This is a genomic window from Desulfomonile tiedjei DSM 6799 (genome assembly GCF_000266945.1).
Lineage (GTDB): Bacteria > Desulfobacterota > Desulfomonilia > Desulfomonilales > Desulfomonilaceae > Desulfomonile > Desulfomonile tiedjei.
Genome location: NC_018025.1, coordinates 3,191,577 through 3,209,887 on the forward strand (window position 1 = coordinate 3,191,577; position 18,311 = coordinate 3,209,887).

The 18,311-nt window shown below is 49.6% G+C and carries 17 protein-coding genes and 2 tRNA genes; 7 read left to right on the top strand and 12 right to left on the bottom strand.

The window, feature by feature from the left end; genetic code table 11:
• Positions 1–52: 52 nt before the first annotated feature.
• The 7 genes from DESTI_RS13375 to yihA all read right to left on the bottom strand — a co-directional run bounded on the left by DESTI_RS13375 (position 53) and on the right by yihA (position 7,153).
• A tRNA-Ser gene (locus DESTI_RS13375) sits at positions 53–142 on the bottom strand.
• Between the two features lie 20 nt (positions 143–162).
• A complete protein-coding gene (gene tadA, locus DESTI_RS13380; RefSeq protein WP_014810510.1) occupies positions 163–672 on the bottom strand; it encodes a tRNA adenosine(34) deaminase TadA in 510 nt (169 codons plus the stop codon).
• 118 nt (positions 673–790) lie between these two features.
• On the bottom strand, positions 791–2,467 hold the full coding sequence (ilvD, locus tag DESTI_RS13385) for a dihydroxy-acid dehydratase (protein WP_014810511.1): 1,677 nt from the start codon (positions 2,465–2,467) through the stop codon (positions 791–793).
• 58 nt (positions 2,468–2,525) lie between these two features.
• Positions 2,526–3,005: an NUDIX hydrolase gene (locus DESTI_RS13390; protein WP_014810512.1), complete on the bottom strand. Its 480-nt coding sequence runs from the start codon at positions 3,003–3,005 to the stop codon at positions 2,526–2,528.
• Between the two features lie 130 nt (positions 3,006–3,135).
• Positions 3,136–4,209 carry a hypothetical protein gene (locus tag DESTI_RS13395; RefSeq protein ID WP_014810513.1) on the bottom strand — a complete coding sequence of 358 codons (1,074 nt, stop codon included), beginning with the start codon at positions 4,207–4,209 and terminating at the stop codon, positions 3,136–3,138.
• 91 nt (positions 4,210–4,300) lie between these two features.
• Positions 4,301–6,505 carry an Rne/Rng family ribonuclease gene (locus DESTI_RS13400; RefSeq protein WP_014810514.1) on the bottom strand — a complete coding sequence of 735 codons (2,205 nt, stop codon included), beginning with the start codon at positions 6,503–6,505 and terminating at the stop codon, positions 4,301–4,303.
• Between the two features lie 69 nt (positions 6,506–6,574).
• Entirely contained in the window at positions 6,575–7,153 is a 579-nt protein-coding gene (gene yihA / locus DESTI_RS13405; RefSeq protein WP_014810515.1) for a ribosome biogenesis GTP-binding protein YihA/YsxC, read from the bottom strand.
• 384 nt (positions 7,154–7,537) lie between these two features.
• Between yihA and DESTI_RS13410 the strand changes: the two genes are divergently transcribed.
• Positions 7,538–7,930 carry a RidA family protein gene (locus DESTI_RS13410; RefSeq protein ID WP_014810516.1) on the top strand — a complete coding sequence of 131 codons (393 nt, stop codon included), beginning with the start codon at positions 7,538–7,540 and terminating at the stop codon, positions 7,928–7,930.
• Between the two features lie 38 nt (positions 7,931–7,968).
• Positions 7,969–8,748: a YkgJ family cysteine cluster protein gene (locus DESTI_RS13415; RefSeq protein WP_014810517.1), complete on the top strand. Its 780-nt coding sequence runs from the start codon at positions 7,969–7,971 to the stop codon at positions 8,746–8,748.
• A 53-nt stretch (positions 8,749–8,801) separates the two neighbouring features.
• Here the strand turns inward: DESTI_RS13415 and DESTI_RS13420 are convergent.
• Positions 8,802–8,899, bottom strand: a tRNA-Sec gene (locus tag DESTI_RS13420).
• 34 nt (positions 8,900–8,933) lie between these two features.
• Entirely contained in the window at positions 8,934–9,908 is a 975-nt protein-coding gene (locus DESTI_RS13425) for a radical SAM protein (RefSeq protein WP_157212163.1), read from the bottom strand.
• Positions 9,909–9,966: 58 nt separating this feature from the next.
• On the opposite strand from DESTI_RS13425, the gene DESTI_RS13430 reads away from it, so the two are divergent.
• Positions 9,967–10,482: a methylated-DNA--[protein]-cysteine S-methyltransferase gene (locus DESTI_RS13430; RefSeq protein ID WP_014810519.1), complete on the top strand. Its 516-nt coding sequence runs from the start codon at positions 9,967–9,969 to the stop codon at positions 10,480–10,482.
• Between the two features lie 12 nt (positions 10,483–10,494).
• Here DESTI_RS13430 and DESTI_RS13435 read toward each other — a convergent pair whose 3' ends face one another.
• Positions 10,495–11,820 carry a DUF6178 family protein gene (locus DESTI_RS13435; RefSeq protein ID WP_014810520.1) on the bottom strand — a complete coding sequence of 442 codons (1,326 nt, stop codon included), beginning with the start codon at positions 11,818–11,820 and terminating at the stop codon, positions 10,495–10,497.
• 204 nt (positions 11,821–12,024) lie between these two features.
• On the opposite strand from DESTI_RS13435, the gene DESTI_RS13440 reads away from it, so the two are divergent.
• Both DESTI_RS13440 and DESTI_RS13445 read left to right on the top strand, forming a co-directional pair.
• Complete coding sequence (locus DESTI_RS13440; RefSeq protein WP_014810521.1) at positions 12,025–13,239, top strand: 6-phosphofructokinase; 1,215 nt, start codon at positions 12,025–12,027, stop codon at positions 13,237–13,239.
• 182 nt (positions 13,240–13,421) lie between these two features.
• A complete protein-coding gene (locus DESTI_RS13445; protein WP_014810522.1) occupies positions 13,422–14,795 on the top strand; it encodes a condensation domain-containing protein in 1,374 nt (457 codons plus the stop codon).
• A 51-nt stretch (positions 14,796–14,846) separates the two neighbouring features.
• Here DESTI_RS13445 and DESTI_RS13450 read toward each other — a convergent pair whose 3' ends face one another.
• Entirely contained in the window at positions 14,847–15,782 is a 936-nt protein-coding gene (locus DESTI_RS13450; protein WP_014810523.1) for a nitrogen regulation protein NR(II), read from the bottom strand.
• 227 nt (positions 15,783–16,009) lie between these two features.
• Between DESTI_RS13450 and DESTI_RS13455 the strand changes: the two genes are divergently transcribed.
• A complete protein-coding gene (locus DESTI_RS13455) occupies positions 16,010–16,345 on the top strand; it encodes a phage holin family protein (RefSeq protein ID WP_041287124.1) in 336 nt (111 codons plus the stop codon).
• A gap of 146 nt (positions 16,346–16,491) precedes the next feature.
• Positions 16,492–16,836 carry a hypothetical protein gene (locus tag DESTI_RS13460; RefSeq protein WP_014810525.1) on the top strand — a complete coding sequence of 115 codons (345 nt, stop codon included), beginning with the start codon at positions 16,492–16,494 and terminating at the stop codon, positions 16,834–16,836.
• 46 nt (positions 16,837–16,882) lie between these two features.
• Here the strand turns inward: DESTI_RS13460 and DESTI_RS13465 are convergent, their stop codons facing one another.
• Positions 16,883–18,175: a cupin domain-containing protein gene (locus DESTI_RS13465; protein WP_014810526.1), complete on the bottom strand. Its 1,293-nt coding sequence runs from the start codon at positions 18,173–18,175 to the stop codon at positions 16,883–16,885.
• Positions 18,176–18,311: the final 136 nt, after the last annotated feature.

Genomic DNA, 18,311 nt, shown 5'->3' on the forward strand with positions numbered 1-18,311 from the left:
TACTGAAAGACAACTGTGAATGAGTTTTATAATCAGGTCAATTTGGAAGAATTGGCGGAGAGAGAGGGATTTGAACCCCCGGTACCGCAAGCGGTACAGCTGATTTCGAGTCAGCCCCCTTCGGCCTCTCGGGCATCTCTCCGCTGAGGGGTACTTCATGTGCTATCGGGCCGGATATTCGGAAAGCGAGTTGCTGTCCTGCGAACCACCCGTCCGGATCTCCCTGAAGAAGCTCTGGAGGAGTGCCACCGATTCCCGCTCCATGATCCCGGATATCACTTCCAGTTCGTGATTGATCCTTGGATCGTGTGAGAAATCAAACAGGCTTCCCAGCCCGCCCCATCTCAGGTCACGGGCACCAAATACAACCCGTTTCACTCGCGCGTGGATCAGGGCTCCCGCACACATGACGCACGGTTCCAATGTAACATACATGGTGGCGCCCGGCAATCTCCAATCGCTCGTGGATTTTGCCGCATCACGGATCGCCAGGATCTCTGCATGGGCTGTAGGGTCTCCCAGGCGCTCCATGCTGTTGAATCCCATGCCGAGGACAGCCCCATCCGACACGATAACGGCCCCAACAGGGCTGTCGCCGTTCTGCGCAGCAACAGCAGCCAGTTCCAGAGCCAGTTTCATGTAGTGTTCTTCTTTGTCCTCGATCCGCTTCATGTTAAACGAATTTGCTCTTATATACTAATTGGGGCGGCACGGAGGCCGCCCGCTACCGGCGTACGGTGGGATGCGGCATCTCTCGCCACTTGGATTTGCTCATTATTGCCGAAATGGTTTATCCGGCGCTTTTCTTGTCAATAGTGATCGCTCCCTGAGCGGCAGAGGTCACCTGCGCTGCATATCGGGCAAGGTACCCGCTGGTGATCCGCGGCTCTGGAGGATTCCATGCCGTCTTTCTTCGGGCAAGCTCTTCATCTGAAATCAAGAGATCCATCCTCTTTTCCGGGATGTTTATTTCGATCTCGTCACCGTCTTTGACGAACGCAATCAATCCTCCGTGAGCAGCCTCAGGGGAAACATGCCCGATGGCAGCCCCACGGGTGCCGCCACTGAACCGCCCATCCGTGATAAGAGCCACCTGCCGATCCAGCCCCATTCCCGCGAGTGCGCTGGTAGGATTGAGCATTTCACGCATGCCGGGTCCTCCACGAGGCCCTTCATACCTGATGACGACGATATTACCCGGTTTGATCCTGCCATCGAGAATTGCTTCGATTGCCGTTTCCTCCGAGTCAAACACTCTGGCAATCCCTTTATTCTTGAGCATCGATGGATCTACAGCGGACTGTTTCACCACTGCTCCATCCGGGGCCAGGTTGCCGCGAATAATCGCAATCCCGCCAAAGGGGCTGTGAGGGTTGATGAGCGGCCGAATCACGCCAGAATCAGTGATAACTGCATCTTCCAGGTTTTTCTCAAGCTTCTCGCCGGTCACGGTCAGAACTTCGGGGTTTGCAAGACCTCCTTCGACCAACTGCTTGAGCACGGCCTGAACTCCACCCGCTGCATCGAGATCTTCAAGATGATTCGGTCCTGCGGGCGAAAGCGAGCAGATGTGCGGCGTCCGGGCGCTGATCTCATCGAAGAGATTGAGATCCACCTGTAATCCGGCTTCCCGAGCAATTGCCGGAACGTGCAAGACGGTATTCGTGGAACATCCCAGAGCCATGTCGACTGCAATGGCATTCTTGAATGCTTCCAGCGTCGCGATATCACGTGGAGTGATGTTTCGGGACACCAGATCCATAACCTTCATTCCTGCTTTCTTGGCGAGCCGGATACGAGCCGCTTCCACCGCAGGGATCGTCCCGTTTCCCGGCAATCCCAGCCCAAGAGCTTCGGTAAGGCAATTCATGGAATTTGCTGTGAACATTCCCGCACACGATCCACATCCGGGACAGGACTTTTCTTCCAGGACTGCCAATTCTTCCAGGCTCATATCGTCAGCCTTGACCTTGCCTACCGCTTCGAAAACGGTTATGAGGTCAGCTTTCTTGCCTTTGAACCGGCCTGTCATCATGGGGCCGCCACTGATTACTACTGCAGGAATGTTGAGCCGCAAGGCTGCCATGAGCATTCCGGGCACAATCTTGTCGCAGTTGGGCACCAGTACCAGGCCGTCAAATGGATGCGCCATCGCCATGATTTCGACCGAATCGGCGATAAGCTCTCGGCTTGCGAGTGAGTACTTCATCCCGGCGTGCCCCATGGCGAGGCCATCGCACACGCCGATTGTGGAAAACTCGAGGGGTGTCCCCCCCGCCATGCGAATGCCGGCTTTCACCGCTTCAACGATTTTGTCCAAGTGCACGTGTCCTGGCACGAGTTCGTTTGCCGAATTGGCTATGCCGATAAGCGGCCGTTCGATTTCTTCATTCGTGATTCCCATAGCTTTGAGAAGGGCTCTGGAAGGAGCTCTTCCCAATCCTGTTTTCATGATATCGCTTCTCAAAATGTCCTCCGGACTATTGATTAAAATCTTTCCTCTGGAATCGGAATTACAACCCTTTTCATTCGGTTTTTCGCCCAAGACGTTCTGCTTCCATGCGCAGTGCCTTTTGTACCACCTCTCTCGTAATGGAGGGAAGATGGAATTCTTCCAGCGCCAATTCATTACTCCACGCGATTTCGTCCGCATCCGATCCTGCTACAGGCTCGCCGCCCAAAACTGTACATGCGTAATCGGCAATAACATAATGATACCGCACCCGGCCGTCTTCGTCGCGGAAAATGCGCTCGATCAGTTCAACCAGGTACCGAGGTTGTACGATGAGTCCAGTCTCCTCAACTGCTTCTCGTATGACCGCATCGAAGAGACTTTCACCAACATGCACCAATCCGCCGGGGACACTCCACTCACCCTTTGCCGGGGGATTCCCGCGACGAGCCAGCAAGATATTCCCGTTATCCATGATGAGCGCCCCAACTCCTACAAGGGGGGCAGCAGGGTATTCCCTTTGTATCAATATTTCTTCGGAGACAGAAGACACGTGCGTAGTCCCATTTCACAAAAAAGCCGGGCATAGCCCGGCGTGAGATTCGAAGTTCAGGATGTAAGTCGGGGAACTCTTCTCAAAAAAGGTTCCCCCAGTCTTGTGGCAAAGAGTGAATGCTAGACTGTTACACCTCTGAGAAGAAGTATGTTTTGAGGCACTGCGTGCGCTCGACATAGTTGGTCGGATCCAGGAACCACGTTACCGCGCTGAAGGAACTCAACAGTGAGTTCCCGTCCTGCGGAGTGAAACAGAATCCGACTACTTCGTGGCCTTTGCGAACTTCCAGCGAAGGTACCACGATAACCGTTTGATTGAGAATCCTGCCAAAATATCCATGATCCCGGCCGAACGAGAAGACTTCGCATGCGGACTGTTTCTGTGTCAGGCTGATTCGGTCGTCGGCTCTGAAACGCGCAATAACTTCGTCCTTGGTGACCGCCCGTTTTAGATTGAGCGTGAAATATATGCAGTGCATATACTGAGTATTCAGCTTCAATGCCGATGACCAGAGATTCAGATCCAGTCCCTTTGTTCTGAAGAGATGATATGCGTCTCGAGCGTGGTGCGTGCCGAACACGGGGTCTCCATGCTTGCCCACATCCGGAGACGGAACGAAGCCCTTTGTTTGGCTGATATCGTTTGCTCGCCTGATGCAGAGGAATCGCGCTTCTTCGAGATTGTCGTCTCCATCCGTCAACGCTACGGTATTGATGAGCGCACATAAGTTATGGGTATTACAACTCACGACCTGAACAAAACGGTCGTTTCCCACTTCTAAAGCATCATCATTGATGCCTCTGGCATACATTTTTCCGAAACCGAATTCACTGCCCTGGGCTATGAATCCCTTTGTTGTGGCCAGGTATTTTTCATAAAACTCGTGTTTATTCGAAATGCCGACCCCAGACGGAGTACAATCGACTACGACATCGGCTTTGGCCAAAGCTTCTTCATGCAGCATGACAGGTTTTAACCCGAGCGTCTCGAAATCGTTAATTTTATCTTCATCAACAGAGAGCTTGGCTCCTCGAGCCACTAAAGCTTTAATTTTCGGAACGTCTCTCGGCAAAGGAGATCTCTTGTGGAAAGTCACTTCCGAAAAACCAGCTTGATCCTTAAACGAACACAACAAACCTATGAGGGGCTCTCCTATGGTCCCTGTACCCACGACATGGATTACACCCTTTTCTTTGGCCATCAGCGCCTACTCCTTTCCGGGGCTGTCTACTAAGCAGTTGATCAATTTACGCTCTTTCAAAGAGCTACTTCTTCCATTCCCAAATTGAGCGTCAGGAAAACGGCAGATAGCTCTGCAACAGAGATTTGCGAGTCTTTCTGTCTTTTCTGGCTTTTTTTCCGGAATCCGATGCTTGGGAACCATCATCGGAATCAGAATCGGACTCCTGTTCCGTAGAAATATGTTCAGATAAAACGCTTTCCTCTGCGACGGTCGCAGGAGCTTCGTCCTGCAAGTCTGCGACGACAAGCTGCGACTCTTCGACGCTCGGCGCTGACATTACGATCTCGACAGTTTCTTCGAGGCTCGAAATCGACGACATGACCTCCACTGATTCTTCGGAGTCCTGGACTGATGACACAACCTCGACCGGTTCTTCAGCAATTACTGGTTCCGGTGTTTCTTCCGGCTGTTCCTTCTCAGGTTTTACGATGAAATCGAGATCTTCTTTTTCCACATGCAGATCGACGGTGATGTCTGCCTCTTCCCCATTATCCGATGCGGATAACGCCGCTTCTTCCGCAGCAGGTTCGGACACAGGTTCGGCCTCTTCGATCTGTGTTTCCTGAGCCGCAACCGTCTTTTTTCTGGTTCTTCTTTTTCTCTTCGGTTTTGCCGGTTGTTTCTCTTCGGCCGGCTCGGCCACTGTGGTAGCTGGCTTCTCTTCTTCCGTCGGCTCAGGTATTATTTCAGCTTGCTCTTCTTCGATAAAGACAGCAAGCTCCGACGCTTGCGCAGTGAGCGCAGGCTCAAAGGAAGGCGCTTCCCCTATTTCTTCTTTCTGTTCTTTCACCGCTTCTACGAGTATCTCTTTTTCCGGGAGGTTTTCTTTCACAGTGACAAGGACGCGCGCATTGTACTGCGATTCCATCTCTACGAGCTGAGCCCTCATCTTGTTCAAAAGGTACTCACCCACTTTCAGAGGAACTGTTGCTCGAACTTCCGAAACTGTGGACTTGATCAGCAGCGATTTTATCTTCCTGAAAACTGAAAGGGCTGCCATTTCAGGCGATTTCATCCTGCCATGTCCGTCGCACAAGGGGCAGTCCATGTACTCGCCTGTCCCGAGAGATGATTTGAGGCGCTGTCGAGAGAGTTCCAGTAAACCGAGAGCCGAAATCCGGAGAATCTTGGTTTTGGCCCGATCCGTCTTGAGTACCGCTTTAACTGCTTTTTCGACTTCTTGATTATGTTTCTTGTGCACCATATCAATGAAATCGATGACTATGATTCCGCCCAAGTCCCGCAGCCTTAACTGGCGGGCAATTTCTGGAGCAGCTTCCAGATTGACCCGAAAAGCGGTTTCCTCGATGCCTTTTTCTTTCGTTGCGCTCCCGGAGTTCACATCAACAGTAACCATCGCTTCCGTTTGTTCGATGATGATGTAACCACCGGATTTTAATTTTATTTTCTTGCGGTAGACCTGTTCCAACTGCTCTTCAAGCTGGTACTTGTTAAAGAGTGGGCGTTTTTCCTGGTACAGCTTCACGAGATTCTCGTACTTGGGCATCACCTGATGAAAGAAGTCTCTCACCCGCTTGTACGTATCCTTTTCATCCACGAGAATTTCCGAGATGTCCGGGGAGAAATGTTCTCGTATAGTTCTGATCACCAGATCATGCTCTCTGTACAGAAGTGTCGGTGCCTCCGATTCTGCCACATGGGTTTCGATGACTTCCCAGAGCTTCATCAAATAGTTCAGGTCACGAGCCAATTCGGTTTTAGTCCGACCCATGCCTGCCGTTCGAATGATGAATCCCATATTGTCGGGCAGTTTCAGTTGCTTAACAATTTCCTTCAACTTCTTCCGTTCTTTTTCGTCCTCGATTTTCCGGGAAACACCATACAGGCTGGTTCCCGGCATAAGCACCAGATAACGCCCCGCCAATGAGATGTTCGTAGTGAGGCAGGCTCCTTTGGTGTTCCGTTCTTCCTTGTTCACCTGTACGAGAACATGATCTTCCTTCTTGAAAACCTCTTGGATTCTCGGACGTCTCCGATTAGCCTCAAAAGATTCCGGGAAGTAGGATGGATGAACGTCATTTATTGACAGGAAACCGTTTCTATCACACCCATAATCGACAAATACCGCTTGGAGAGAAGGCTCGACACGAGTGACCACTCCCTTGTAAATATTACCGAGAGTTGCTTCTCGCGTTTTGACTTGAACGTCCAGTTCTTCGAGTAGTCCGTCACATACAACTGCAACGCGACATTCCTCAGGTTGACTGGCATTTATGAGCATTTTTTTGAGCATATGAGTCTTCTCTTGATTCTTTATAATATCGTTTTTTCCGGTCTAGGCCTCGCATCTCCCGCGAGGCATCTACTCTATAATTTTTTTGATCTCTTTCCACAATTCATTTTTTCCCAGTCCGTTCAAGGCTGAGAAGAAAACTATCGGAACATCCATTTGAATGGCCGATCGTATGGTTCGCTTCTGTTCGGCCATCTGATTACGGGTCAATTTGTCCGCCTTAGTAGCTGCAACTATAAGAGGTTTGTCATACGCCTGCAAGAACTCGATAAGGCTCATGTCCGATTCGGTAGGAGGACGTCTTGCGTCCACGATTACCACAACCCCCGCTAGTTGCCTTCGCCCTGTGAGGTACGTTTCCACCATGGGTCGCCATTTTTCCCTGACCTCGAGAGGCACTTTGGCGAATCCATATCCTGGCAAATCTACGAAATAGAGGCGGCCGTTTATAAGATAAAAATTGAGCTTTCGCGTATGCCCCGGCGTCTTGGAAGTACGAACAAGATTGCGTCTCCCCAGAAGCGTATTTATCATTGAGGACTTCCCCACATTGGAACGTCCTGCAAACGCCAATTCCGAATATTCGCCCGGAGGATAATCCTTTTTCTCTTCAGCAGCCCGAAAAAATTCCGCGGTAGATACCTTCATGTTAAAGCCGCCCAGTCAATTCGATCAAACCTGCGGCAATTGCAATCCGACTTCTCCGGCCAACATGCTCTCGTTTTCCGAGAAACGAAACAGAAATCATTCTGAATATATTCTTCGTAATTTTTGACCCAGCTACCGATTTCGACCGAAAGTTTCTTCTCAGTATTTTAGCTCCATTCTGTTAGAAAAGAAAGACTTGCCGGAAGCAATTAACATGTTTCTGGACGATCTTTATCCTTGAAGCGCTTCGCGATAGATCGGTTCTCCTTCTGTGGGGGCAGATTACGATGAATTCTGAAGCGACAAAGCCCATTTGGAAGGGATGATTCCCGGATTCGGCATACTCGAATCGCATTATATTCATGAGCCATGAGGACAAGAATTATGACGAAAAGAACAGTGAGCGCGCCGGCAGCAGGTACTCCGGTAGGTCCATATTCACAAGCTGTGATCGCGGGCAACTGGATTTTTGTATCCGCAGAAAAAGGCATCGATCCCCGAACGGGCAGTATTCCCGACGGTGGTGTTCGAGGGGAGACATCTCAGGTGCTCAACAACATAAAAGCAATCCTGGAGGCCGCAGGCGCATCGATGCAGCATGTGGTGCGCTGCGTGGTGTACCTGAAAAACATGGACGATTTTGCAGCCATGAATGAAGCGTATGCTGCAGTATTCTCCGAGAATCCACCGGCTCGGACTACCGTTGGAGTGGCTGCATTGCCTCTGGGCCTCAATGTTATGATAGAAGCAACCGCCTTCAAAATAGATGCGGCTTAAACTCGATCACCAGAACTCTATCTTGGCAGGAGGTCTCCATGAACGATGCAGTTCAGCACCAAATTCCGGGGCTTGACGTTTATGGGCTAAAAAAAGCTCTTCTGTTGCAGGTCTACGATACGTATAACTCGATAGTCTCCGAATTTGAATCCGCTTGCAGAGATTCATGCGCAACCTGCTGCACCCAAAACGTGCTTGCCACAACCCTGGAGTCCTCTGTTCTATTGGAATACTGCGAAGATGAACGTTTCGATAAGCTTCATGAGAAGATTGTCCCGAATCGAATGCGGCCGTTGGTTACGGTCAACACCTTCGCTGATCAGTGCATGCATTCACAGGATCCTCCACTATCACTCCAGGCAGACGACAAAACCGCGTGCCCTTTGCTGGAACAATCCAGGTGCACGGTGTATCAAGGCAGACCGTTTGCATGCAGATCCATGTGGTCCCGAACTCAATGCCGGGCCCATGGCATCGCAATTATGGACCCGCTCCTCGTAAGTATAAATAGTGTCTTCCAACAGATAATTGAGGATATAGATGCGGGAGGGCTCTACGGCAATCTCCTCGATATCATGCTTCACTTCGGAACTGCTGAAATGAGAAAGTCCTACGTTCTCGGGCAACGCGTTACTGCCGGGGAAGGATTGATCTTCAATGTCCCCAACCCAGGGTTCCTGGTTTTACCCGGGCACAGGACTTATATAGGACGTTCTTTGGCTCCGCTGTGGAACCAGACCTTTTCAGGCCTACTTTTCAAAGAGGCGGTCTCATGCGTGAGAGAGTACTATCGTGAACAAGCGATGGCTACCGGGTAAGAGAAGCTTTCGAGGTATTATTGGGAATTATGGTTTGGGGAGAATGTCGGGAATGGCGGAGGTGCATGGGAATCGAACCCACCCAGAACGGTACTAGCGCCCTGCTTACGGTTTTGAAGACCGCGGAGCCCACCAGGACTCTACCACCTCCAATTTCGGATCGTTCCTAAGCCTTTGAGTATACATTAATCCGTTTCCCCGGAAAAGGACCGTGCATAGGAATTGCCAAAAAAAACTTTCATTCCCGCAATGATGGATTCCAAATTGCCTCTGAAAGCCAGCGTCATCTCGTTATGAGCTGCAAATCCGCACATGGAGCATTCCGAAGGGCCGCGATTCTTCAAATAGCACCCATGAAGTACTGTGCCATCCGGTTCCGCGTTCGCGAGCAATCCTGCTTCGCAACTCCATGTTTCTCTTTTCAGTTCTTCAAGACTTGCGAACGAATTCATGATGGGATATCCGAGCCGTTTCATCATCATGAGTTGGTCCAATAGCATCGCCCGTTCCGCATGGGGCAGGAACAGCGAGTCAGGTAGGCCATCGTACGGATAATAAAACTGAAGTGTTATGCCGTCGACTACACCCAGCAAGAGCCCCACCAGTTTTGGGATACTATCGGCATTTTCCGTACTGATGGTCGTGCTGACATACGGACGTGATTTTGGAGCTTGCTGCAGATTCCTCATCACTCGGGAGTACGTTCCTTTGCCTCTCACCCTATCGTGAATGTAAGGTGGCCCGTCGAGACTGACCCACAGCCGGTCCAATGGGAGCCCCTGCCATGAGAGTGTCCCGTTCGTTGTTAGGCAGACGCATGGAAATAATTCACGTGCCGCCCACACTACATCTTTAATTCCTCGATTACCGTCTCGCCAGAGGAGCGGTTCTCCACCTTCAAAGATGATTATTCGCGCCCCCATTGATCTGAGACGGTGCATAGTGTCCAAGACTTCTTCAAAAGTGGGTTCAGGTCCGGACCGGAGCCAGTATGGACAGTGAGTACATCGAAGATTGCACCGGTGGGTGATTTTGTACCCCGCGAGAACCGGGACAGTCTTGCCGAAAAGACGATAGGACAGAAAAGGTCCGGCAAATTGCAGAACCTTTGCCACTGAAGCAGCTTTTTGACGGAGTATATTTTTCTTGTTACCATTCATGAGATCAGCATACCCCATGAGAACCGGATGTACGCTCAATTTTTTTTGGAAAGGAAAAATGAACTCTGAATCCAGTGCAGAAAAAGCGCGTTCGGCAGAAATAGTCATCCATCATTTTTTTTCCGACCTGGTGGGATGGCTTGAATTGCAGGCATCGAAAGACGGTGTCCGCTCGATTTCCTTTGTAGAAGCTCCAGAATCCCTCAGCGCGGCGTCCGATGACCCCGTCATATCTGAGTTGCTCATGCAATTGGATGCCTATTTTGCCGGAGAGCTTACGGAATTTTCCATACCGCTTGCACCACCAGGAGGAACCCTGTTTCAAAGGCGAGTCTGGGACAGACTCATGGCAATTCCCTACGGCGAAACGAGATCATATGGCGAAATTGCAGTTGAAGTGGGGGTCCCGAAAGGCGCTCGAGCTGTAGGGCTCGCAAATAAAAAGAACTTTTTGCCTATCGTGATTCCCTGCCATAGAGTAATCCGAAGTAACGGCGATCTGGGAGGATATGATTCCGGAGTGGCAATCAAGCAGAAATTGCTGCAATTCGAGTCTCGGAAGAATCGGCATTAGAATGCAACGTTCCTACATAGGTTCCCATTTTTCTTCCAGAGCCTGCCGGTTCATCATACCCCTGATCGAAGTAATGTCCTGCAAGAATTCGAATTCTCTTGCCGGCTGATTCTCGAAAACATTTCCTGCGTAATACGGGCGTTTCTGAAGAAGCCCCGAGACAATTCCCGCAAGAGGATTTCCGAGATTTTCTACCCCACCCTCGTAGTTTCTGATGAATTGACGCACTTCTTTTCTCAGATCCAAGATGAGGCTGAATCCGCGCCGGAACAGAAGTTCCATGTGATTCGTCTGGAGTATCTTCGCAGCGTTCGTCACATCTTCATCACAGATTTCTTCAAGCGCGATGTTGATGTATGCAGCGACCTTGTTCAGACTGGCTCGAATTTCTTCCAGCGATCCCGGGTCCTTGCCGTCTGCGATAATCACCTTATTGGCAAGATGCGCGAGTTCTCTGGACATCCTGTCCCGCTCGTCCAGAAGAGCAGTCTTTGCAAGACTTCTCCGGAACAGATTATTCGATTCGAGAACCTTAAGCGGGAATTCCATTAAGGGTTCGGGGGTGTCGCCCTCTTCATGCGCCGGCAACGTGTCATCTCCAGGATAGTGAATCCCATTTTTGTGAAGGTACTGATATATCTCCAGGACTTCGTCGAACTCCGGAAATCCTTTTTCTGAAAGTCGCGCTGCACGCCACTTTCGCGCAAGCTCCTCATTCTCCATTTGATTGTCCCAGGTCAAATGTTCCATCAAATGCAAATAGAAAATATTATTCCAGCGAAAAATGGACTCCAAGATCCGCTTCAAAGCATCTTCCGTATCCGCAGATGTGAACTCGATGAAGAACACGTCATCGAGTGTGAACGCAGGAAGCGAGTCCAACTGCTCAGTCAGATCGGAATTCTCATCCCTGGATGTTATTTTAAGGAATTTCCCGAGAAGAGTAATCAGTAACTCCGTATCCGTGATCTGCACAAACTGCAGAATCTTCTCTTCTCCAGTTGCGGCAATAATATTGAGCCATCGACTTGCGGCATTGAGATCGAGCATATCTTTCTTCCATAAATCCACATCCATGATGTATTGGAGTTGTTTCCCCGTGGTCATGGCAATAATCGACGGGGCATCGCTTTCGCCGAGTTGCTTGATTGTATAAAAGACCTCTTCTTCCGAGACCCTTCTCATTATTTCAGTCGGCCTCCGAGAAGCAGCCAGGAGATTTTCCCGCGATAGAGCCGTGAGCCCCCTGAAAATGTCGAGTCTTTTCTCAAGAGGAAGACGGTCAAAGGCGCTTATTATCTCTATGGCTTCTTCTTCGGTCGGGTTGTATTCTTTCATGAGCCCAGTTTATTCATCGACGATGGGGAAATCAACATAAGCAGCATTGACGACAGCCGATCATATCGACTAACTTGATCTTAGTTCCTCTGCTTTCATCACGTGCAACCGGGACACCCGTCTGTTCCATGCAAGACCCGTACAGCAATGGGAAGACAAAGACGAAATAATCGCCCGGTCCAGAGAAATGAAGGAGTCGTGCACATGGAAAAATTAACCGGCAAAGCCATTATAGCAATGGGCGGCGGCCCCACCGCAGTCATCAACCAGTCACTGGTGGGAGCTGTGCTACAGGCCCGCCAGTATTCCCATATCACCCAATTTTACGGAGCGTTTCGTGGTGTCGAGGGCCTGGTTGAAGAACAGATGGTCAATCTCTCTGAAGCGACAAGCCACAATCTTGAAATGGTAGGAAAAACACCGGGTGCCGGAATCCGGAGCACGCGTCTGAAGCCGGATGAGGAATTCTGCAGCCGCATTTTCAAGGTATGCAAAGCGCACGGTATCCATTATTTCTTCTATATTGGCGGCAACGACTCTGCGGAAACCTGCCGCATCGTGAACACCTTCGCCCGCGAAGAAGGTTACGAGATGCGTGTATTGCACATTCCGAAGACAATCGATAACGATCTTCGGGTGACCGATCATTGTCCGGGATATGGATCTGCAGCGAAATTCGTTGCCCAGGCCTTTATGGGTGTCAACCTTGACAACCGATCTTTGCCCGGTGTGTACGTAGGTGTCGTTATGGGACGGCATGCAGGATTTCTTACGGCAGCATCGGTTTTCGCCCGCAAATACGACGATGACGGCCCCCATTTGATTTACGTTCCGGAAAAGCCGTTCAGTTCGGATGAATTCCTGGCCAGTGTCGATGAAATGTATACCAAGTACGGACGAGCAATAATAGCCGTGTCGGAAGGAATTCAAGACGAGCATGGCAAACCGGTAATTGCAGGCCTTGTGAAGGAAATCGAGCGGGATGCTCACGGGAATATTCAGTTGTCCGGAAGCACTTCTTTGGGAGATGCCTTGACCGGACTGGTCCGTGAAAAACTGAAAATCAAACGTGTGCGTTCGGACACATTCGGCTATCTGCAAAGATCTTTCCTGGGTTGTGTCAGCGAAGTCGATGCGCATGAGGCCCGAGAAGTAGGCGAACGGGCCGTCCAGATTGCTGCATGGCATAGCGCCGACGGCTCCATTACCATCGAACGAGTCGGCGATTACGGGGTAAGGTATAATTTGACCCCGCTGCAGGAAGTGGCAAAAGAAACCAAGTCAATGCCCGATGAATTTATCCAAGGAGCAAACAACGTAACGACCGAATTCAAGAATTACGCGAGACCTCTCCTGGGAGAGATTCCCGTATACGACAGAATACACGCCCCACGAGTCGAGAAAATCTTGAATCCTTGATCGATTATGTACAGATTATTGACAGATTCTGTTGACCTGCATTCAGGTGAGAGAAGATTACGCGTTGAAAAACGCAGAAGCACTGCAAGAACACGGGTGCGCGAGATTACGTCATGAATCAGGAACAAATCGAACTTGAGCTGTTCTGAGCAAATTCCTGAGGGAAGCGTCTAGGGTGAACCATGAAACGGGAGTCATCCCTCAACTCACTTTCTGAAATGATTGCGCTTTCGGCGTACGGCAATACGAAAAACCTGATTATTACAGGCGTGGACATAACAGGGAATATCGATAAGGAAGCCGTCATGATGGCGACACAGATGGCGGCATCCAAATACCCGCAATTCGCTGCCCGTTTGAAGGAGGAACGTCGAAATCTTCAGCATCGTCTTGTTTGGGATACGCATGAGAATTTTCCGGTTCCAGTCTTTTTCTCCGAAATGAACGGGTCATCCGAAAATGGCGTCCTCGAGGGTTTTCTCGATCATCTGAGTCCTCGCCTCAACAGGAACTGGGACCTCTTCAAAGAATGCCCAGCGGAGGTTCACCTGGTGCGCGTTGCCAAGAACCATTTTATCTGGGCTCCGATTGTTCATCATGCTGTCGCCGATGGGGCAACAGCTTCCGAATTCGGCAGACAACTGCTTGCTGAGTACCAGCAGATTACAAAAGGGCATGAACCGAATTGGGCGCATCAGACACACGCCATGTCGACAACGAAGAAAAGGCAGGTCGAACCCAAGAAAAAGAGCTTCCGAGATTTCATCCAATCCCTGAAAGACGCAGTTTCGAATACAGCACAAAAACCAATACTTCCTGTGGGTCAAGGCATTGCCGGCGACCTCCGACAGTTTCACATCAAACGAATTTTGTCTGCCGAGGATACTTCCCGCGTAATTGTCGGGGCTATAAAACGGGGGGTTTCACCGGTCGATCTGCTTGCAGCGTCTATGGGTGTCTCTATTGACCGATGGAACAACTCGAGGGGAATTTCGCCCGGCACCATAACTACCTCCATGTCTGTGAATATGAAGGGAAGATTCGGCGAACTTGAAGGAGGAAACACAAGTGGCTTGATCTTCTTCACCTCTCAACCGGAACAACGGAGGGACATGAAATCGTTCGCGCGATCCATTGCAGTGCAAAGGATAAGACGTTTTCGCAATCAGAAGGATTTCACTTTTTTTAGAAATGTTTCAGGCATGACCAGCCTGGTGAACCTGCTTCCGTTCAGGGCACGACAACGGATAGTAAGTCTTGTCATGAATTTGCATCGTTTTTCTGCCGCGGTGACTTTTTTGGGAACGATCTGGCCGGTCTCCAAGAATGGCAAGCTAACGTTGGAATCAAACCCCACTCAGGTTGCCGATTTAACGATAAATGAGGTACACGGCCTGGGATACAAACTCCTGTCGGAAACCAAACTCCTGCTCATTGCCTATACGTTTCGAGAAAAACTGAACCTCGTGCTGGCCGTGTCCGGATCGCTGTTCAACCGAAATGAAGCGGAATCTTTTGCCGACATGCTTGTATCTACTGTACAAGAGTTTACGTAAGGGCACACAGAACACTTTCTAAATTGCAGCGGACGGGTGGTTGGTGAAGGATTACTTACAGATAAGCAGGAAATCACCGGTATCGATTCTTCTCAGTGTACACGATAAGAGTTTCTCCGGTCGCAAAGGATCGGGTATTTCACATGATTTCGTGTTCTCGGAACACGAATCCCAACCTCTTAGCACCTCAACAATCTTCTTCGACGGAACGCTATGCTTTTCTGTTGCCCTTTGCAGAGCGAATGTCTCTCTGAATTGCGTGTTCATGTGTAATATGTGAGCTTCACCTGTAACAATCGCACAAGCATCGGGAAGCATTTGCATGACGATTGCCAAACGTTCTCCCTCCAGATCGAATTCTTTGTTTATGCGAGAATATTCACGCTCTTCCTTGCGCAACCTTTCTTCCGTTTTTGTTGCCTTTTTCTCCAGATCTGTCAATAACTGTGATACACGCTGCAGTTCCCGTCGAGTAACCAGCAATTTGGTCTTCTCGTTAGTCAGGTCCTCAATCATGACTAATACGTAACGTTCCGAGCCTATTCTGACAGAACAAAAGTAGAGTCTCCCCCATATTTTGCGAGCTTCGAGTTCCAGAATACCTTCGGCAACCTGCGGTCGTCTCGATCTGAATACTTTTCTGATTAGTGTTTGTGCTTTTTCCGCATTGGCTGAACGAGGAACGAGAGAATGAAACGGAACCCCCTCGATGCTCTTGATGTCATTCATGATGCGAGCGCATGACTTATTTGCAAACACAACTGAATATGTCCAATCCACCAACAATGTCGGAATGGCAAGCACATCCAACAGCTTGCAGAACGATGCCGCCGCCATGATACCAAGATCGAAACTTCCTGAGGAAGTCACGTTAGTATCGAACCACGCGGAAAAATCAATCGTCTGTGCTGCGAATTCGGAAGAATAATTCGATAGCGAAGTCTCAGCCGTCGTTTCATTTACAACGGCCGGTTGCTTTTGCTCCATACAGCACTCCTGGATTTGCTCCGGTCCTGTTGAACCTCCCGAAAACCACCGGGCCGGCGGCGAATATCTTGGTGAACAAAAATTACCGGGACAAATCATTTCTGCCGCGATCGCCCTGGTGGGAATTCTAACTTTTATTCTTGTTTCAGTCAATCTGGAATTCTTACTTCCAAATGTGCATAATCGAAGTATAGACAGAAATACTTCTTTGGGAGCAACAACCAATGATGGGAATTATCGTTCAATGGATCATAACAACAGTGGCGATTCTCGTTGTGGCATACATTATGCCCGGGGTGCGGGTCGCGGGAATCGGCGGAGCGCTCGTTGCCGCTGCAATCCTCGGGATTCTGAATGCCATCGTACGGCCTATACTCGTTATTCTCACCTTGCCGATCACTATCCTAACGTTGGGGCTGTTTCTGTTTATCATAAATGCGTTCGTGTTCTGGATTGTCGGCTCGATCTACAGCGGCTTGAGAGTGGATTCCTTCGGAACAGCGCTGATCGCTTCGATTATAGTAAGTATCGTTTCATTTCTCCTTAATTTTCTATTCTGGTGAAATCGGAACATTTGCATGCAACATTGAAGATTCCTGTTCGTGGGGCTTGTTGGAATTTGGTATACAATGCGTTGATAGTTTGTTACAGTTAAAGAAACGGCTTGCGTGTGGTCTTGTTGCTCCTCAGGGCCTAGAGAGGGAGTCATATGGTAAACCATATCCAAGCTGGTACGCTTATCAGGACTCTGCTCAGCAGAGCTGATACCCTTGACCCGAGAGACCTCACCCTTTTTTACGGATGGGTATACTCATCCTATCTGGCACTGGAACCTTTTCCCAACGAACATAAGAAGTTCTGCAGGCGGTGTCTTGATTCTTTCGACTCTCCAAATCGAAAATTGAAAGTGGGATGTGTTCTCCTTCAATCTGCGCTTTGGAAATCCGAGCACAATATTCCTATCAAACAGAATGTCTCAGAGGATTACAGAAAACTGCTCCAGCGATCCATGCAATACTCTTATTCAGAAACCGCCGAATCGAATTTGGAATGAATGCGTCTTCCCGGAATTTGACAAAGTCGTTGCACTATGAATGCGATCAAATTCTCTGAAAATCGTCCGCAAGGCGTTCAATATCATCTTCACCGAAATACGTGCCCATCTGAACTTCAATGAACACCAGCGGTTGATCGAGTGGATTGTGGATCCTGTGAATGGCACCTGTGGGAATATCCACAGATTGTCCTGGACCGAGAGAGATGGTGTCCGAGTTCAGGGTAACCAACGCCTGACCGCTAACTATTACCCAGTGTTCGGATCTCAATGTATGACGTTGAAGGCTGAGCCGTTTGCCCGGATAGATGACGATTCGTTTCACCTTGTGATCCGGGAGATCGGAAAGGACTTTGTAGTATCCCCACGGTCTGAGATTCTCGCGTTTCTGCTGTTCGAGAATCGATGCGTACGCATCCAGGTATCGATCTACCATGCGCATGCAGGAGAATTCTCTTTCGACAAAATTTCGACAATTTTCTCTGGAGATCGAGTCTATTTGCTTCATAGCATGTTCCGCATCCCCGACTCCCGTGACAATGAAACCGTTTAGCCCCGGGGAAACCAGGTCGGATGCAAATCCTTCGGCAAAAACCAGCACAGGAGTCCCGAATGCATTGGCTTCCAAGAGGACCACATCAGAACTGGGCGCGAGAAGGCAACAAGCTTTGCTAATTATGGCAGATTTCTTCTGGGCATCGCATTCCCCTATGTAGCGAACGTTGCTTGAAGGGTTTTTCGGGGCGCTCGATCCGATAACGATCGATTCCATCCTCGCGCGTGCCGCTATTTCGAGTGCTTTTTCCGCTTCACCTGCTCTCAAGTCGTCCGACACCAGGACCAGGTATCGTTCGGGAGTTGCCTGGAACGGAAACTCGGACAATTCGATGCCATGATAAATCGTGCAGTCGTAATCGATTCCCTGAATTCTGCCGGAATCAGTGGTGGAGACATAATGAGTTCGTTCGTTGAACAGCCTGTAAATGGGAAGCAAAGATGGAGAAAAAAGAGTTGGAATCGTAGTCAGGACCGGGACATCTATGCATTCGGAGTAGATGACAGGTATGTAATGGCCGAAATTGTGAATCAGATCGAATTCGCCCGCTGCTTCCAGAAAATCCGGAACACTGGCGTGACTGCCGATACAAAAATCGAGATCTCCGATATCAGAGATCTTCTCAGATTTTCCATTCCATTCCGAAGCAGTTGCAGCCGTGTCAAACACCGCGACATTCAGGCCTTTGTTCACAAGGCCTCGGGCAAGCGGTTTCACACGCTGCCAGACTTCATGATAATTGCGAGCCTCAATATCAGAGGGAGCATAGAACGCTACGCGCATAAATTTCGAACTCCCTGTTCGGGCGATCTGAATCGCAAAGTTCTTCGCTGCATGTCCAGCCTGCATAATGATAACAGGAAAAGTGATGAACCACTATACACAGACTTTGCTTTCATCAGCTTACACGCCGGCTTCA

Coding starts and splice junctions, on each gene's coding strand:
- tadA (WP_014810510.1), bottom strand. CDS start 672: ATGAAGCGGATCGAGGACAAAGAAGAACACTACATGAAACTGGCTCTG.
- DESTI_RS13395 (WP_014810513.1), bottom strand. CDS start 4,209: ATGGCCAAAGAAAAGGGTGTAATCCATGTCGTGGGTACAGGGACCATA.
- DESTI_RS13400 (WP_014810514.1), bottom strand. CDS start 6,505: ATGCTCAAAAAAATGCTCATAAATGCCAGTCAACCTGAGGAATGTCGC.
- yihA (WP_014810515.1), bottom strand. CDS start 7,153: ATGAAGGTATCTACCGCGGAATTTTTTCGGGCTGCTGAAGAGAAAAAG.
- DESTI_RS13410 (WP_014810516.1), top strand. CDS start 7,538: ATGACGAAAAGAACAGTGAGCGCGCCGGCAGCAGGTACTCCGGTAGGT.
- DESTI_RS13415 (WP_014810517.1), top strand. CDS start 7,969: ATGAACGATGCAGTTCAGCACCAAATTCCGGGGCTTGACGTTTATGGG.
- DESTI_RS13425 (WP_157212163.1), bottom strand. CDS start 9,908: ATGAATGGTAACAAGAAAAATATACTCCGTCAAAAAGCTGCTTCAGTG.
- DESTI_RS13430 (WP_014810519.1), top strand. CDS start 9,967: ATGAACTCTGAATCCAGTGCAGAAAAAGCGCGTTCGGCAGAAATAGTC.
- DESTI_RS13435 (WP_014810520.1), bottom strand. CDS start 11,820: ATGAAAGAATACAACCCGACCGAAGAAGAAGCCATAGAGATAATAAGC.
- DESTI_RS13440 (WP_014810521.1), top strand. CDS start 12,025: ATGGAAAAATTAACCGGCAAAGCCATTATAGCAATGGGCGGCGGCCCC.
- DESTI_RS13445 (WP_014810522.1), top strand. CDS start 13,422: ATGAAACGGGAGTCATCCCTCAACTCACTTTCTGAAATGATTGCGCTT.
- DESTI_RS13450 (WP_014810523.1), bottom strand. CDS start 15,782: ATGGAGCAAAAGCAACCGGCCGTTGTAAATGAAACGACGGCTGAGACT.
- DESTI_RS13455 (WP_041287124.1), top strand. CDS start 16,010: ATGGGAATTATCGTTCAATGGATCATAACAACAGTGGCGATTCTCGTT.
- DESTI_RS13460 (WP_014810525.1), top strand. CDS start 16,492: ATGGTAAACCATATCCAAGCTGGTACGCTTATCAGGACTCTGCTCAGC.
- DESTI_RS13465 (WP_014810526.1), bottom strand. CDS start 18,175: ATGCGCGTAGCGTTCTATGCTCCCTCTGATATTGAGGCTCGCAATTAT.